This window comes from Streptomyces sp. NBC_00075, assembly GCF_045041225.1.
Classification (GTDB): Bacteria; Actinomycetota; Actinomycetes; order Streptomycetales; family Streptomycetaceae; genus Streptomyces; species Streptomyces adonidis.
On sequence record NZ_CP108243.1, the window covers coordinates 4,787,970 to 4,804,341 of the forward strand.

Genomic DNA, 16,372 nt, shown 5'->3' on the forward strand with positions numbered 1-16,372 from the left:
ATGAAAATTGCTTTCGTCGGGAAAGGCGGCAGCGGCAAGACCACGCTGTCCTCGCTGTTCGTCCGCCACCTCGCGGCCTCCGGGGCGCCGGTCCTCGCCATCGACGCCGACATCAACCAGCATCTGGGCGCCGCACTCGGCCTCCATGACACCGAAGCCGCCGCGATGCCCCCGATGGGCGAGCGGATGGAGCTGATCAAGGAGTACCTCCGCGGCACTAACCCGCGCATCGCCTGCGCCGACGCGATGATCAAGACGACCCCGCCCGGCGAGGGTTCGCGGCTGCTGCGGGTCCAGGAGACCAATCCGGTGTACGACGCCTGTGCGCGGCCGGTGGAACTCGACGGCGGCGCCGTCCGTTTGATGGTCACCGGCCCGTTCACCGAAGCCGATCTCGGAGTGGCCTGCTACCACTCCAAGACGGGCGCGGTGGAGCTGTGCCTGAACCATCTCGTCGACGGCCCGAGCGAGTATGTCGTCGTCGACATGACCGCGGGCTCGGACTCCTTCGCGTCCGGCCTGTTCACCCGCTTCGACATCACGTTCCTCGTCGCCGAACCGACCCGGAAGGGAGTCTCCGTCTATCGCCAGTACAAGGAGTACGCCCAGGACTTCGGGGTCGTCCTGAAGGTCGTCGGCAACAAGGTGCAGGGCCAGGACGACCTCGACTTCCTCCGTGCCGAGGTCGGGGACGACCTCCTGGAGACGGTCGGCCACTCGGACTGGGTGCGCGCCATGGAGAAGGGCCGCTCCACCCGGTTCGAACTCCTGGAGGACACCAACCGCCGTTCCCTGCGCCGCTTGCGAACGGCCGTCGACGCCACCTACGACCTCCGCGACTGGGAGCGCTACACCCACCAGATGGTCCACTTCCACCTGAAAAACGCCCACTCCTGGGCCAACGCAAGAACAGGAGTCGACCTGGCGGCCCAGGTCGACCCGGGTTTCGTCCTCACCGAGCAACTGACGACGACCACTGTCTGATTCGGGTGCGCGCAGCGCCCCGAAAGGGGCGCGGGGAACTGCGCGACCAGCCCCCACCGGCCCGCAGCCGAAGAACCGCGCCCCGATGAACCCCTACCGCTTGGCCGCCGGGGCCCCGGGAACCCCCTTCGGCGCCGGCGCCAAGGCCGGGCGGTCAGCCAAGAAGGCCGCCCACCCCCGCTTCGGCGCCTCGCCAACCTGAAGCGTCCGCAACCGCCCCAACACCTCCGGATCCTGCGCATCCAACCAGTCCGCAAGCTGCCGGAAGGAAACACACCGCACATCGGCCTTCGTACACACCCGCTCGATGACCTCCTCCACGGCGCGCATGTACACCCCACCGTTCCAGGACTCGAAGTGGTTGCCGATGATCAGCGGCGCCCGGTTGCCCTCATGCGCACGCTCGAACCCCTTGAGGAGCCCGTCCCGGAACTGGTCGCCCCAGTACTCGTGCCGGACCTTGTCCCCCGTCCGCGCCCCGGACTGGTTCATGTAGAAGTTGTAGTCCATGGTCAGCGTCTCGAAGCCGCGGCCGGGCATCGGGACGAGTTGCATGGACAGGTCCCACAGGCCCTTCTTCTTCTCGGGCCAGACCTGGTCGTTCACGCCGCTCGTGTCATAGCGGAAGCCCAGTTCGCGGGCGGCGCTCATGAAGTTCTTCTGCCCTTCCAGGCAGGGGGTGCGGGCGCCGACGAGTTCCCGCTCGTAGTCGAAGGGCAGCGGGGACGCCTTCTTCATGCCCGTGGTGGTCTTCCAGGACTTAACGAAACGTTTCGCCTGGGCGATCTCGTCCTTCCAGTCCTCCACCGACCACTCGCCGACACCGCCCCCCGCGCCGCAGAAGTGCCCGTTGAAGTGGGTGCCGACCTCGCTGCCCTCCAGCCAGGCGAGCCGCAGCTGCTTCACGGTGTCGGCGATGCCCTGCTCGTCGTTGAAGCCGATGTCGGAGCGGCCCGGCGAGTGCTGGGGCGGCCGGTACAGGTCCCGCTTGTCCTCCGGGAGCAGGTACACACCGCTCAGGAAGTACGTCATCGTCGCCTTGTTGGCCTTGGCCACCTTGCGGAAGCGGGAGAAGAGCCGCTGGCCGTCCTCACCCGCGCCGTCCCAGGAGAGGACGACGAACTGCGGCGGCTTCTGGCCGGGCTTGAGGCGCTCGGGTCTGGGCTGGTAGGGCTGGGCTCCGGTGTACGCGGTGGAGCCGTCGCCGATCAGCCGGACCGCGCTCCTGGGTGCCGGGGCCGGCGCCGCCTTCTTCGCCCCGGGTGCGCCTCCCTTCGTACCGGAGCCGGTGCCTCCCGCCCCGCAGCCGCCGAGTGACGCGGCACAGGCCGCGACGGCCACGACGCTCGCGGCGATCCTCTTGGTGACGGCCATGTCCGCCCACCTCTTCCTTCGCTCGGGCCGGCGCTTTCGGGCGCGGCGCCGTCAAGATCGCACGGGACCGAGAAGGAATTAGTACGACAAGCCGATCAAAAGTCCAGTTCACCCTTCGGGGTGATCCATTACCCCTTTTGCCCGGAAAATCCATACTCGGCCTTTACTGTGCATTACGATCCATTTACCGAGCGTTGATAAATCCCGCCGCTGCACGCCGTGACCACACGGCCGCGACCCGCCCCCCGCCACAGACGGGGGACCACCTGTTCCGCGACCGCGCTGCCCCGGAGGAGACGGGAAACATGTCTGCCTGCGTCCCCACTCGCGCCCCCGACCCGACTCGGACGAAGCGCATGCACCAGCCCCACAGCCCACCCCAATCGCCGACCCCGCCCCGCCGTTTCCGTATCGCGGGCGCCGATGTGTCGGCCGCGATCGCGGTCTTCCTGATCGCCCTGCCCCTGTCCCTGGGCATCGCCCTCGCCACCGGCGCCCCGCTCCAGGCCGGCCTGGTCGCCGCCGCCGTCGGCGGAATCGTCGCCGGACGGCTCGGCGGCTCCCCGCTCCAGGTGAGCGGCCCCGCCGCCGGGCTCACCGTCGTCACCGCCGAACTCATCCAGCGGTACGGCTGGCGTACGACCTGTGCCATCACCGTCCTCGCCGGGCTCGCCCAGCTCGGCCTCGGCTGTCTGCGGGTGGCCCGCACGGCACTCGCCGTCAGCCCCGCCGTCGTGCACGGCATGCTCGCCGGTATCGGCGTGACCATCGCCGTCGCCCAGCTGCACATCGTCCTCGGGGGTACGCCGGAGAGCGCGGTCCTCGACAATCTCCGCGCGCTGCCCGCCCAGTTGGCCGGTCTTGACCCCGACGCCGTGTCGATGAGCGTGCTGACGCTGACCCTGCTGCTGCTCTGGCCCCGGCTGCCCGGCCGGGCGGGGAGCATGCTGCGCAAGGTGCCGGCCGCACTCGTCGCCGTCACCGGCGCCACGCTCACCGCCGCGCTCGCCGGGCTGAGCCTGCCCAAGGTCGACCTGCCCTCCTGGCGCAGCCACGCGCTGGCCGGGCTGCCCGAAGGACCCGTGCTCGGCCTGGTCGCCGCCGTGCTCACCGTCACGCTGGTGTGCAGTGTGCAGTCGCTGCTGGGCGCGGTCGCCGTGGACAAGCTGGTGGCCTCCCGGCCCGATCTGCTGGCCGGACGGACCGAGCGGTCGGGGGGTGCGACCCGTGTCGGCCGCTCCGACCTGAACCGTGAGCTGCTCGGCCAGGGTGCCGCCAACGTCGTGTCCGGGGTGCTCGGCGGGCTGCCGGTCGCGGGCGTGGCCGTGCGGAGTTCGGCGAATGTGCAAGCGGGTGCCGTGAGCCGGAACTCCACGATGCTGCACGGCGTTTTCGTAGTAGTCGCCGCGTTGCTGATGGTTCCGGTCCTGGAGCTGATCCCGCTCGCCTCACTCGCCGCCCTGGTGATGGCCGTCGGTATCCAGATGGTGTCCCTGCACCACATCCGCACGGTGACGCGCCACCGCGAGGTCCTGGTCTACGCGGTGACGACCCTGGGCGTCGTCCTGTTCGGCGTCCTCGAAGGAGTACTGCTGGGCGTCGCGGTCGCCGTCGCCGTCGCCCTGCACCGTCTCGCCCGCACCCGGATCACCTACGAAGTGAGAAGCGACGAGAGAGAGGGAGTCCATTACGTACACGTACGAGGACAGTTGACGTTCCTCGCGGTGCCCCGGCTCAGCCGGACCCTGCACCTCGTGCCCCGAGGGGCCGACGCCGTCGTGGAGTTGGACGGCTCGTTCATGGACCACGCGGCGTACGAATCGCTTCAGGACTGGCAGAACACGCACACCGCGCAGGGCGGCACCGTCGAGGTGACCGGCCGTACGGGGACCCGTATCGCCGAGCCCACGAACGCCTCCGACTGCCGCTGTCGGCCCTGGACGCCCTGGCGCAACCACCAGTGCGAGGTCCCGGAGCCCGGACAGGGGCGAGGGGAGTCGGTGAGTGGGTCCGGCGGAGCGAGCCGTCCCACCGCTTCCCCCGGCTCGTCCGACTCGGTCGACGCGGCCGATTCGCTCGGTTCCGTCGAGCCGAGCGGGCATCAACTGGCGCGCGGTATCAGCGCGTTCCAGCGGAACACCGCTCCGCTGGTGCGCGGGGAGCTGGCCCGGCTGGCGCGTGAGGGGCAGCGGCCCGCGCAGCTGTTCCTGACGTGTGCCGACTCGCGCCTCGTGACGTCGATGATCACCTCCAGTGGTCCCGGCGACCTGTTCGTCGTACGGAACGTCGGCAACCTCGTGCCGCTGCCCGGCGAGGAGAGCGGGGACGACTCGGTGGCGGCGGCGATCGAGTACGCGGTGGACGTGCTGAAGGTGCGTTCCATCACGGTGTGCGGGCACTCCGGGTGCGGGGCCATGCAGGCGCTGCTCAGCATGGAGCCCGGCGGGGCGCGGACGCCGCTCAGACGGTGGCTGCGGCACGGGGGGCCGAGCCTGGAGCGGATGGCCTCGACGGACGGGCCCTGGGCACGGCTCGCCGGGCGGGCGCCCGCCGACGCGGTCGAGCAGCTCTGCCTGACCAATGTGGTCCAGCAGTTGGAGCATCTGCGGGCGCACGAGTCGGTGGCTCGGGCGCTGCGCGAGGGTGCGCTCGAACTGCACGGGATGTACTTCCATGTGGGTGAGGCGCAGGCGTATCTGCTCACCGGTGAGGTGGGCGGGGACGAGGTGTTCGATCATGTGCGGGCGGCCGGACTGTCCGCCTGACGGGGGCGGATGAACCGGGCGACCGTCGCGCACGTGACCTTGGTTGTCCCCTTCACGAGGAGGCAAGCCGACGGGATTGGCCTGACCGCCTGATAGTCCGACGACTTGAGGGCGCAAAGGTCTAAACCAATTTTCCGTCGGCCCTTGTCATCGGGCCCTTCGGTCTGATGAGCTGTGGCCCGGGACACAACGGACACCCTGGGAAAGGGAGATGTCGTGAGCAACGAAAGCCTGGCCAACCTGCTCAAAGAAGAGCGCAGGTTCGCGCCACCCGCCGAGCTGGCCGCGGACGCCAACGTCACGGCGGAGGCGTACGAACAGGCCAAGGCTGACCGGCTCGGCTTCTGGGCCGCGCAGGCCCGCCGGCTGAGCTGGGCCACCGAGCCGACCGAGACGCTGGACTGGTCGAACCCGCCGTTCGCCAAGTGGTTCAAGGACGGCAGCCTCAACGTCGCGTACAACTGCGTCGACCGGCATGTCGAGGCCGGGAACGGCGACCGGGTCGCCATCCACTTCGAGGGCGAGCCCGGCGACAGCCGCGCGATCACCTACGCCGAGCTCAAGGACGAGGTCTCCAAGGCCGCCAACGCCCTGCTGGAGCTGGGAGTTCGGAAGGGCGACCGGGTCGCCGTCTACATGCCGATGATCCCGGAGACGGCGATCGCGATGCTGGCGTGCGCCCGGATCGGCGCCGCGCACTCCGTCGTCTTCGGCGGGTTCTCCGCGGACGCGCTCGCCACGCGCATCCAGGACGCCGACGCGAAGATCGTCATCACCACCGACGGCGGCTACCGCCGAGGCAAGCCGTCCGCGCTCAAGCCCGCCGTCGACGCCGCCGTGGAGCGCGTCGACAACGTGGAGCACGTGCTCGTCGTACGCCGTACGGGCCAGGACGTCGAGTGGAACGACGGCCGGGACGTGTGGTGGCACGAGGTCGTCGACCGGCAGAGCACCGAGCACACGCCCGAGGCGTTCGAGGCCGAGCAGCCGCTGTTCATCCTCTACACGTCCGGTACGACGGGTAAGCCCAAGGGCATCCTGCACACCTCCGGCGGCTATCTCACCCAGGCCGCCTACACCCACCACGCCGTCTTCGACCTCAAGCCGGAGACCGACGTCTACTGGTGCACCGCCGACGTCGGCTGGGTCACCGGGCACTCCTACATCGTCTACGGGCCGCTGGCCAACGGCGCGACGCAGGTCATGTACGAGGGGACACCGGACACCCCGCACCAGGGCCGCTTCTGGGAGATCGTCCAGAAGTACGGCGTCACGATCCTCTACACGGCGCCCACCGCCATCCGTACGTTCATGAAGTGGGGCGACGACATCCCCGCCAAGTTCGACCTCTCCTCCCTCCGGGTGCTGGGGTCCGTGGGCGAGCCGATCAACCCCGAGGCGTGGATCTGGTACCGCAAGCACATCGGCGGCGACGCGACACCCATCGTCGACACCTGGTGGCAGACCGAGACCGGCGCCATGATGATCTCCCCGCTGCCCGGGGTGACCGAGACCAAGCCGGGGTCGGCCCAGCGCGCGCTGCCCGGGATCTCCGCCACCGTCGTCGACGACGAGGCGAACGAGGTGCCCAACGGCGGCGGTGGCTATCTGGTCCTCACCGAGCCGTGGCCGTCGATGCTGCGCACCATCTGGGGCGACGACCAGCGGTTCATCGACACCTACTGGTCGCGCTTCGAGGGCAAGTACTTCGCGGGTGACGGCGCCAAGAAGGACGACGACGGCGACATCTGGCTGCTCGGGCGCGTGGACGACGTCATGCTCGTCTCCGGGCACAACATCTCCACGACGGAGGTCGAGTCGGCGCTGGTGTCCCACCCGTCGGTCGCCGAGGCGGCCGTCGTCGGCGCCGCGGACGAGACCACCGGGCAGGCCATCGTCGCCTTCGTCATCCTGCGCGGCACCGCCACCGAGACCGACCACCTCGTCGCCGACCTGCGCAACCACGTCGGCAACACCCTCGGCCCGATCGCCAAGCCCAAGCGCATCCTGCCGGTCGCGGAACTCCCCAAGACCCGCTCCGGCAAGATCATGCGCCGCCTGCTGCGCGACGTCGCCGAGAACCGGGAGCTGGGCGACGTGACCACCCTGACCGACTCCACCGTCATGGACCTCATCCAGACGAAGCTGCCGGCCGCGGGCAGCGAGGACTGAGAAGAGAACTACTGGGGGTTTCCTCCGGGCGGCGCTTCCCGCGCACCTTAGGTAGGCTAAAGATCGCGTCAACAACGCGACAAGATCCGCGAGGATCGCCAAAGGTGCGCCGGGAAGTCTGGTCGGCACGCGTTCCGTGCTGCCCACCGACCGGAGGTCCCCCGTGGTCGCCCCCCGTACCGCCAACCGCAAGCTCCTCGGACGGCTCTCGCTGCCCGAGCGGACGTTCGTCGCGGACGCGTTGCGGACCGAGACCGTCGGCGGGGTGCTGCTGCTCCTCGCCGCGATCGCCGCGCTGGTCTGGGCGAACACCCCGATCAAGGACACGTACGAGACCGTCCTCGACTTCCACATCGGGCCCGCGGCCCTCGGGCTCGACCTCTCCCTCCAGCACTGGGCCGCCGACGGACTGCTCGCGGTCTTCTTCTTCGTCGCCGGTATCGAACTCAAGCGCGAACTCGTCGCCGGGGATCTGCGCGACCCGAGGGCCACCGCGCTGCCCGTCGTCGCCGCCCTGTGCGGAATGGCCGTACCGGCGCTCGCCTACACCCTCACCAACCTCACCGGCGGCGGTTCGCTCTCCGGGTGGGCCGTGCCCACGGCCACCGACATCGCCTTCGCGCTCGCCGTGCTCGCCGTCATCGGTACGTCCCTGCCGAGCGCCCTGCGCGCGTTCCTGCTCACGCTCGCCGTCGTCGACGACCTCTTCGCCATCCTGATCATCGCGGTGTTCTTCACCGACGACCTCAACTTCGCCGCGCTCGGCGGCGCGTTCGCCGGCCTCGCCGTCTTCTGGCTGCTGCTGCGGAAGGGCGTACGCGGGTGGTACGTGTACGTCCCGCTCGCGCTGGTCATCTGGGCGCTGATGTACAACAGCGGCATCCACGCCACCGTCGCCGGCGTCGCGATGGGCCTGATGCTGCGGTGCACGACCCGGACGGAGGAGGGCGAGGAACACTCGCCCGGCGAGCGCATCGAGCATCTGGTGCGGCCCCTGTCCGCCGGGCTCGCCGTGCCGCTGTTCGCCCTGTTCAGCGCCGGGGTCTCGGTGTCCGGCGGGGCGCTGGGGGACGTGTTCACGAAGCCCGAGACGCTCGGGGTCGTGCTCGGGCTCGTCGTCGGGAAGACGCTCGGGATCTTCGGCGGGACCTGGCTGACCGCCCGCTTCACCCGGGCCTCGCTCAGCGACGACCTCGCCTGGGCCGATGTGTTCGCGGTCGCCTCCCTCGCCGGGATCGGGTTCACCGTCTCGCTGCTGATCGGCGAACTCGCGTTCGACGGCGACGCGGCGCTCACCGACGAGGTCAAGGCCGCCGTCCTGACCGGCTCCCTCATCGCCGCGCTCGCCGCGACCGTACTGCTGAAGATCCGGAACGCCCGCTACCGCCGGATGTGGGAGGCGGAGGAGCGCGACGACGACCAGGACGGCATCCCCGACATCTACGAGGAGCACGATCCGGCGTACCACCTGCGCATGGCCGAGATCTACGAGGGGAAGGCGGCAGAGCACCGGCGCATCGCCGACCTCAGGGCCGCCGAACTCGACGCCGCCGAGCGGGACCGGCTTGCCGAAGTGCCGGGCGGGGCGGGCGACGGAGGTGACGGTCCGGCATGATCTGACACGTAACGTCGGACCGGTGGGTCGGACGCGTACCCCAGACACGTACAACTGGGCACGTACAGCAGCAACACCCGTACGCCCCACGCGTACGTCAGACATCCGAGCAAGACAACAGGGAGACCTCGATGAGCGCACCCGACGGCAACCCGGTCGGCGCCGAACGGAGCATCGGCCAGTTGTTCGCCTCGGCGACGACCGAGATGTCCGCGCTGGTGCACGACGAGATCGCGCTGGCGAAAGCACAGCTCAAGCAGGATGTGAAGCGCGGCGCGACGAGCGGCGGCGCGTTCCTCGTGGCCGGTACGGTCCTGGTGTTCTCCCTGCCGATGCTCAACTTCGCACTGGCGTACGCCATTCGGACCTGGAGCGACTGGAATCTCGCCCTCTGCTTCCTGCTGTCGTTCGCCGCGAACGTCCTCCTCGCCCTCCTGCTGGTGCTGGTCGGCGTCGTCTTCGCGAAGAAGGCCAAGAAGAGCAAGGGCCCGCAGAAGGTCGCCGCGTCCATGAAGGAGACGGCGGGCGTCCTCCAGAAGGCCAAGCCACACCCCCGGCCCGCCCCGGTGAGTGATGCGGTCGAGATTGTGGCACGCTCGTCCTCATGACGGACCCCGCCACACCCCCGGCGCACCCCTCATCCACCCAGCCCGCCTCGGCGGTACGGCTCGCCCTTCCCGGCGGGCGCGAGGTGCACCACCGGGATGTCGCCGCGAACGGCGCCCGGTTCCACATCGCGGAGCTGGGCGACGGGCCGCTGGTCATGCTCGTGCACGGGTTCCCGCAGTTCTGGTGGACCTGGCGGCACCAGCTGACCGCCCTGGCCGACGCCGGGTTCCGGGCCGTCGCCATGGACCTGCGGGGCGTGGGCGGCAGCGACCGTACGCCCCGGGGTTACGACCCCGCGAACCTCGCCCTCGACATCACGGGCGTCGTCCGCTCCCTGGGCGAGCCCGACGCCGCGCTGGTCGGCCACGACCTGGGCGGATACCTGGCGTGGACGGCCGCGGTGATGCGCCCCAAGCTGGTACGGCGGCTCGTGGTGTCCTCGATGCCCCACCCCCGGCGCTGGCGCTCGGCGATGCTGTCCGACGTCAAGCAGACGGCCGCCGGTTCCTACATCTGGGGGTTCCAGCGGCCCTGGATCCCGGAGCGGCAGCTCATCGCGGACGACGGCGCGCTGGTCGGGCGGCTGATCCGGGACTGGTCGGGGCCGCGGCTGCCGGACGACGAGGCGGTGGCGGCGTACAGCAGGGCGATGTGCATCCCGTCGACCGCGCACTGTGCGATCGAGCCGTACCGCTGGATGGTCCGGTCGATGGCCCGGCCGGACGGCATCCAGTTCAACCGGCGTATGAAGCGGCCGGTGCGGGTGCCGACGCTGCATCTGCACGGCTCGCTCGACCCGGTGCTGCGGACGCGCAGCGCGGCGGGCTCCGGGGAGTACGTCGAAGCGCCGTACCGCTGGCGCCTCTTCGACGGGCTGGGGCACTTCCCGCACGAGGAGGATCCCGCGGCCTTTTCTTCCGAGCTGGTGAACTGGCTGAAGGACCCCGAGCCGGACCGCTGAGCCACCGGCGACACACTGGAACACCTGTACTACGAACAGCCAATTGCCCGGCGCATAGGCCAATTGGGGGCCCATGGGGCGGTTATCGACCTTGGGGCAGGGGCAGACGTCGGGGTATGGGCTGGACGCACGACTACAGTGACGCAGCACGCAATCGCCGCTCGGGCCACGGTCCGGGCTCCCACCGAGGAGGTTCCCCGCAGCTGGCGGGGGCGGACCTGAGGGTGGGAATCCCGCGCATCCTGCGCCGCCGGGCCCGCTGGGTCTCGGTGCGCCTGCGCCACCCCCGTCCCTGAAGCCCGTACGGGATCGCCCGTAGGGGACTCCTGAAGAGGCCCGGGCCGGAAGACGCCGTACCGGCTCAGAGCGCGCAGCTGTCGCTGTCCACCTGCTGGTTGGCGGTACGCCCCAGGACGATGTCCTCCTGGATCTCGTCCGCGGTGAGCGCGTACCCGGTCTCCGGGTCGTCGAGGGACTTCGCGAAGACCACGCCGTACACCTTGCCGTCGGGCGTGAGCAGCGGGCCACCGGAGTTGCCCTGGCGGACGGTCGCGAACAGGGAGTAGACCTCGCGGCGGACCGTGCCGCGGTGGTAGATGTCCGGGCCGTTGGCCGTGATGCGACCGCGCACGCGCGCGGGACGGACGTCGTACGACCCGTTCTCCGGGAAGCCGGCGACGATCGCGCTCTTGCCGCTGCTCGCGACCTCGGTCGTGAACTGGAGGACCGGCGCGTTCAGGTCGGGTACGTCGAGTACGGCGATGTCGCGCTCCCAGTCGTACAGGACGACCGTCGCGTCGTACTTCCTGCCCTCGCCGCCTATCTGGACGGTCGGCTCGTCGACGCCGCCCACGACATGCGCGTTGGTCATCACGCGGCGCCGGTCGAAGACGAAGCCGGTGCCCTCCAGGACCTTGCCGCAGCTCGTGGCGGTGCCCATGACCTTGACGATGGACCGCTGGGCGCGCACGGCGACCGCGCTGTTGGCGAGCGCCGGGTCGGGCGGGTCGACGTCCTTGATGGGCTCGTCGGAGAACGGGCTGAAGACCTGCGGGAAGCCGTTCTGCGCGAGGACCGAGGTGAAGTCCTTGAACCAGGTGTCGGCGTCGGAGGGCAGTACTTCCTGCACACCCGCCAGCACCTTGGAGCCGCGGACCTCCTTGCCGACCGTGGGCATCGTGGTCTGCGCGAGGGCGGCGCCGATCAGCCAGGCGACCAGCAGCATCGCGACGACGTTGACGAGGGCCCCGCCGGTCGCGTCGAGGGCGCGGGCGGGCGACCAGGTGATGTACCGGCGCAGCTTGTTGCCGAGGTGGGTGGTCAGGGCCTGGCCGACGGAGGCGCAGACGATGACGATGACGACCGCGGCGACGGCGGCCGTCGTGTTGACCTCGGCCTCGTCGGTCACGCCGTCCCAGACGACGGGCAGCAGATAGACCGCGACGAGACCACCGCCCAGGAAGCCGATCACCGACAGGATGCCGACGACGAAGCCCTGGCGGTAGCCCACGATCGCGAACCACACGGCGGCGACCAGCAACAAGATGTCCAGCACGTTCACGAGGGCCACCCTGTCACGCGCGCCAGTCGAGTGGGACCTGCTTGTTTCTGTCCCAGGGGCGCTCCCAGCCCGAGTAGTGCAGCAGACGGTCGATGACTCCGGCCGTGAAGCCCCACACGAGGGCCGATTCGACCAGAAATGCCGGACCCTTGTGGCCACTTGGGTGCATGGCGGTCGCACGGTTGGCCGGATCCGTGAGATCCGCCACGGGGACGGTGAAGACCCGGGCCGTCTCGTTCGGATCGACGACCCCGACCGGACTCGGCTCGCGCCACCAGCCCAGCACGGGCGTGACGACGAAGCCGCTGACCGGGATGTAGAGCTTGGGCAGTACGCCGAAGAGCTGGACGCCGGCCGGATCGAGCCCCGTCTCCTCCTCGGCCTCGCGCAGCGCGGCCCGCAGCGGGCCGTCGCCCTGCGGATCGCCGTCCTCGGGGTCGAGGGCGCCGCCGGGGAAGGAGGGCTGACCGGCATGGGAGCGCAGCGAACTGGCCCGCTCCATGAGCAGCAGTTCGGGCCCGCCGGCGCCGTCGGGGTTCCCGCTCTTCCCGTTGCCCTCGCCGAAGAGGATCAGTACGGCGGACTGGCGACCGGCGCCGTCCGCGGGCGGCAGGAAACGGCTCAGCTGGAGCGGCTCGACCGTCTCGGCGGCGTGCACCACCGGGTCGAGCCAGTCGGGCAGGCCCTCCTTGCTGAGCGTCGCCTCACCGCCCTGTGTGTTGCTCGCGCGCGTCACCGCCACCCCCGTTCTGCTGCTTCCAACGCCTGCGACCGTCCCGATGGTTCCAGTGATGCCGTACGCCCCCCTGGCCTCGCCCGACGCCCCGCCCCGGCCCTCATCCGGCCCCCAGCGGGGGCGCCGGGATGCCACCCGCGTCGAGGTAGGCCTGCGGCGGGCTGAGCCGCTGGCCGGGGAAGCCGCCCTTCTCGTACTTCAGGAGCTTCCTGGCCTTCTCCGGATCCGTCTCGCCCTCCCCGTACGCCGGGCAGAGCGGGGCGATCGGGCAGGCGCCGCAGGCGGGCTTGCGGGCGTGGCAGATACGGCGGCCGTGGAAGATCACATGGTGCGAGAGCATCGTCCAGTCGCTCTTGGGGAAAAGGGCGCCGATGGCCGCCTCGATCTTGTCCGGGTCCGTCTCCGCCGTCCACTGCCAGCGGCGCACGAGCCGCTGGAAGTGCGTGTCCACGGTGATTCCGGGGCGCCCGAAGGCGTTGCCGAGCACGACGAAGGCGGTCTTGCGGCCCACGCCGGGGAGTTTGACGAGGTCTTCGAGCCGGCCGGGCACCTCGCCGCCGAACTGCTCCGACAGGGCCTTGGACAGCCCTATGACCGACCTGGTCTTGGCCCGGAAGAAGCCGGTCGGGCGCAGGATCTCCTCGACCTCCTCGGGGTTGGCGGCCGCCAGGTCCTCGGGGGTGGGGTACTTGGCGAAGAGGGCGGGTGTCGTCTGGTTGACCCGCAGGTCGGTGGTCTGCGCGGAGAGGACCGTGGCGACGAGCAGCTGGAAGGAGTTCTCGAAGTCCAGCTCGGGGTGGGCGTACGGATAGATCTCGGCGAGTTCGCGGTCGATCCGGCGAGCGCGACGGACGAGGGCGGTGTGGGACTCGTTGCGGGGCGGCTTGGCCGTGGCGGGTTTGGGGGTGGCTGTCTTGGCGGCGGCCTTCTTGGGGGAGGCGGCCTTGGAGGAGGAGGCGGCAGTCTTGGAAACGGCCGTCCCGGGGGCAGCGGTTTTGGCGGCGGCAGTCTTACGGGCGGCCGGCTTGGCCGCGGCAGTCCTACGGGCGGCCGGCTCGGTCGCGGCCGGCTCGGGGACAGCGGCCTTCGAGGGCGCGGCCTTCGCAGAGCCGCCCGCCACGGACGCGGCCCCCGAGCGGGCGCTCGCCGAAGGCACCGCCTTCTTGGTCGCGGATGCCTTTCTCGGCACCGCGGAGGCGGCCTTCTTCACGGGCTCGGCCCTTTTCGCAGGCTCGGCCACCGGCCCGGTCACCTTCTTGGCGGCTTTCTCCACCGACATCACCTCTGCCGCTTTCTACGCATTCCGGCCCCCACCCGTACCCTGTTCGCCCACAGCGGAATCGCACCCTTCCGCCACCCGCTCAGCCCCCTTGGCCTGTGCTCTCACCGGCGATTTGGACACCCGGCCAGCCTAGAGCCCGGCACTGACATCCGCCCCGGACCCTGGAGATCGGCGCCCAATTGGCCCCCTGCCGCACTGCACGGCACACCCGTGCGGCATCCTTGTGACAGATCACACTGTTTGGACCGTCCGGCAAGATGGGGAGCACGGTCCCCGGTAACCGGGGAGCAAGATCCCCTGAGCAGGTCGACAAGGAGAGAACTCGTGGACGACGTTCTGCGGCGCGCCCCGCTCTTCGCGGCGCTCGATGACGAGCAGGCCGCGGAGCTGCGCGCCTCCATGAGTGAGGTGACCCTCGCGCGCGGTGACGCCCTGTTCCACGAGGGCGACCCGGGAGACCGGCTCTACGTGGTCACCGAGGGGAAGGTCAAGCTCCACCGCACGTCCCCGGACGGGCGCGAGAACATGCTGGCCGTCCTCGGCCCCGGCGAGCTGATCGGCGAGCTGTCGCTGTTCGACCCGGGCCCGCGTACCGCCACGGCCACCGCGCTGACCGAGGTCAAGCTGCTCGGCCTCGGCCACGGCGACCTCCAGCCCTGGCTGAACGCCCGCCCCGAGGTCGCCGCCGCGCTGCTGCGTGCCGTCGCCCGGCGCCTGCGCAAGACCAACGACCAGATGTCCGACCTGGTCTTCTCCGATGTGCCGGGCCGTGTCGCCCGCGCCCTGCTCGACCTCTCGCGCCGCTTCGGCGTGCAGTCGGAGGAGGGCATCCACGTCGTGCACGACCTGACCCAGGAGGAGCTGGCGCAGCTCGTCGGCGCCTCCCGCGAGACGGTCAACAAGGCGCTCGCCGACTTCGCGGGCCGCGGCTGGCTGCGTCTGGAGGCGCGCGCCGTGATCCTGCTGGACGTGGAGCGTCTCGCGAAGCGGTCGCGTTAGCCGGGTCGTCCGTACGCGCTCGTCCGTACGCGCTCGTCCGTAAGTACTGTCGTCCGTAAGTGCTAGAGGGGCCCTGCCGAACGGCGGGGCCCCTCCGGCGTTCATTGGGTTACCGGGTTCATCGGATTACCCGGTAACCGGGTTCACCGGGGCGGGGGCCACGCGGTGACGAGAACGCGGTGACGAGAACGTCATGAACGGATCGGATTCAAGGGGTGGGTGGGATGGACCAGGACAGAGCGCCCGAGTCGGTCTGGGCGGCGGCGCCCGAGCCCGCGAAGCGCCGGCTGCGGCTGTTCCGCCGGGACCCGGAGGCACAGACCCTGTGGCAGTCCGAGTTCGAGCAGCGCGACCTGGGCGAGCCGCTGGGCGTGTGGGCGACGGACGAGACGGTGGCCCTGGTCCGCTTCGACCGCGTGGCGGCGTACGCACCGGCGACCGGTGAGCCCGGCTGGACCTGGCAGCCGCCGGGCCAGGACGTGATCGTCGGGGTGGCCCAGGACCCCGAGGACGGCCTGGGCGTCGTCCTGCACCACGACGACGGCGACCGGAACGCCGAGCACGTCCGCCTCACCGCGCTCCACCTCGGCTCCGGGGACGTGGCCTGGTCGCGCGAGCAGCGCAAGGACCAGCTGGGGTACATCGGCGAGCACCGCACCAGCGAGGTGGGCGTCAGCGGCGGCCGGATAGCCACCGTCCTCGCCTGGGACCGGGACAAGCCGCCGACCGTACGGTGTCTCGACGCGCGCACCGGCGCCCTCCAGTGGGAACGGGCGCTCCCGGACAGCTGGGGCGACTCGTTCTCCGTCCTGGCGACCGACCCGCCGGTCCTTGCCGTCGCCAACAGCGGCCGACGCTCCCGCCCCCGGCTGTACGTGGTGCGCGAGGACAGTGAGTGGTACGTCGAACTTCCCGACGGATACAAGGACTTCGGGCCGGCCGTCGCGGTCGTCGGCGACACCTTCGTGGTCGGTCTGGAACCGAGCGAACCCGCTGACGACGGGGAAAAGTCCGCCGACACGCTCCTCCACGCCTACTCCGTCCCGACCGGCGAGCGGCTCTGGGAGTGGCGCACCGATCACGGCCGTACGCTCCATCCGCTCTCCCACCGCGGGTACTTCATGGTGGGCAACGGCTACGGCAGCAGGGTGACCGTCCTCGACCCCGCCGACGGCCGGGTCGTCGCGGAACGCAGGTTCCCCGGCTTCAGCTATCGCGCGCGGTACGCCGCCTGGGGCGACCACCTCGCCGTGGTGTGCCATGCGGTGAGCGAGACGCGCCGGGTGCGCGTGTTCCGCTGGAAGTGACGTACGC

The 16,372-nt window shown here is 70.4% G+C and carries 13 protein-coding genes; 9 read left to right on the top strand and 4 right to left on the bottom strand.

The window, feature by feature from the left end:
• Positions 1–984, top strand: coding sequence for an ATP-binding protein (locus OG787_RS20745; protein ID WP_369034401.1), 984 nt, complete (start codon positions 1–3; stop codon positions 982–984).
• Positions 985–1,077: 93 nt separating this feature from the next.
• Here OG787_RS20745 and OG787_RS20750 read toward each other — a convergent pair whose 3' ends face one another.
• The gene (locus tag OG787_RS20750) at positions 1,078–2,358 is read right to left on the bottom strand and encodes a hypothetical protein (protein WP_369034402.1); all 1,281 of its coding nucleotides are present in this window, start codon (positions 2,356–2,358) and stop codon (positions 1,078–1,080) included.
• A gap of 305 nt (positions 2,359–2,663) precedes the next feature.
• Between OG787_RS20750 and OG787_RS20755 the strand changes: the two genes are divergently transcribed.
• The 6 genes from OG787_RS20755 (at position 2,664) to OG787_RS20780 (ending at position 10,776) form a co-directional block, all read left to right on the top strand.
• Positions 2,664–5,123 (top strand): bifunctional SulP family inorganic anion transporter/carbonic anhydrase, encoded by a 2,460-nt coding sequence (locus tag OG787_RS20755; protein WP_405535995.1) that lies wholly within the window; start codon positions 2,664–2,666, stop codon positions 5,121–5,123.
• Between the two features lie 174 nt (positions 5,124–5,297).
• Positions 5,298–7,295, top strand: a complete 1,998-nt coding sequence (acs, locus tag OG787_RS20760) for an acetate--CoA ligase (RefSeq protein ID WP_369034404.1) — start codon at positions 5,298–5,300, stop codon at positions 7,293–7,295.
• A gap of 163 nt (positions 7,296–7,458) precedes the next feature.
• A complete protein-coding gene (nhaA, locus tag OG787_RS20765; RefSeq protein ID WP_405535996.1) occupies positions 7,459–8,910 on the top strand; it encodes a Na+/H+ antiporter NhaA in 1,452 nt (483 codons plus the stop codon).
• 131 nt (positions 8,911–9,041) lie between these two features.
• Positions 9,042–9,518 (top strand): phage holin family protein, encoded by a 477-nt coding sequence (locus OG787_RS20770; protein ID WP_405535997.1) that lies wholly within the window; start codon positions 9,042–9,044, stop codon positions 9,516–9,518.
• Positions 9,515–10,480, top strand: a complete 966-nt coding sequence (locus tag OG787_RS20775; RefSeq protein ID WP_369034407.1) for an alpha/beta fold hydrolase — start codon at positions 9,515–9,517, stop codon at positions 10,478–10,480. Before OG787_RS20770 ends, OG787_RS20775 begins: the two co-directional genes overlap by 4 nt.
• A gap of 116 nt (positions 10,481–10,596) precedes the next feature.
• Complete coding sequence (locus OG787_RS20780) at positions 10,597–10,776, top strand: hypothetical protein (RefSeq protein ID WP_235476119.1); 180 nt, start codon at positions 10,597–10,599, stop codon at positions 10,774–10,776.
• Between the two features lie 65 nt (positions 10,777–10,841).
• Here OG787_RS20780 and OG787_RS20785 read toward each other — a convergent pair whose 3' ends face one another.
• The 3 genes from OG787_RS20785 to nth all read right to left on the bottom strand — a co-directional run bounded on the left by OG787_RS20785 (position 10,842) and on the right by nth (position 13,966).
• The gene (locus tag OG787_RS20785; RefSeq protein ID WP_369034408.1) at positions 10,842–12,041 is read right to left on the bottom strand and encodes a MarP family serine protease; all 1,200 of its coding nucleotides are present in this window, start codon (positions 12,039–12,041) and stop codon (positions 10,842–10,844) included.
• A 13-nt stretch (positions 12,042–12,054) separates the two neighbouring features.
• A complete protein-coding gene (locus OG787_RS20790) occupies positions 12,055–12,777 on the bottom strand; it encodes a CoA pyrophosphatase (protein ID WP_369034409.1) in 723 nt (240 codons plus the stop codon).
• Positions 12,778–12,877: 100 nt separating this feature from the next.
• Positions 12,878–13,966, bottom strand: a complete 1,089-nt coding sequence (gene nth / locus OG787_RS20795) for an endonuclease III (RefSeq protein WP_405540538.1) — start codon at positions 13,964–13,966, stop codon at positions 12,878–12,880.
• A 417-nt stretch (positions 13,967–14,383) separates the two neighbouring features.
• Here nth and OG787_RS20800 point away from each other — a divergent pair, with 417 nt between their 5' ends.
• Positions 14,384–15,058 (top strand): Crp/Fnr family transcriptional regulator, encoded by a 675-nt coding sequence (locus tag OG787_RS20800; RefSeq protein ID WP_006382668.1) that lies wholly within the window; start codon positions 14,384–14,386, stop codon positions 15,056–15,058.
• 224 nt (positions 15,059–15,282) lie between these two features.
• Complete coding sequence (locus OG787_RS20805) at positions 15,283–16,365, top strand: PQQ-binding-like beta-propeller repeat protein (protein WP_369034410.1); 1,083 nt, start codon at positions 15,283–15,285, stop codon at positions 16,363–16,365.
• The last annotated feature ends 7 nt before the right edge of the window (positions 16,366–16,372 follow it).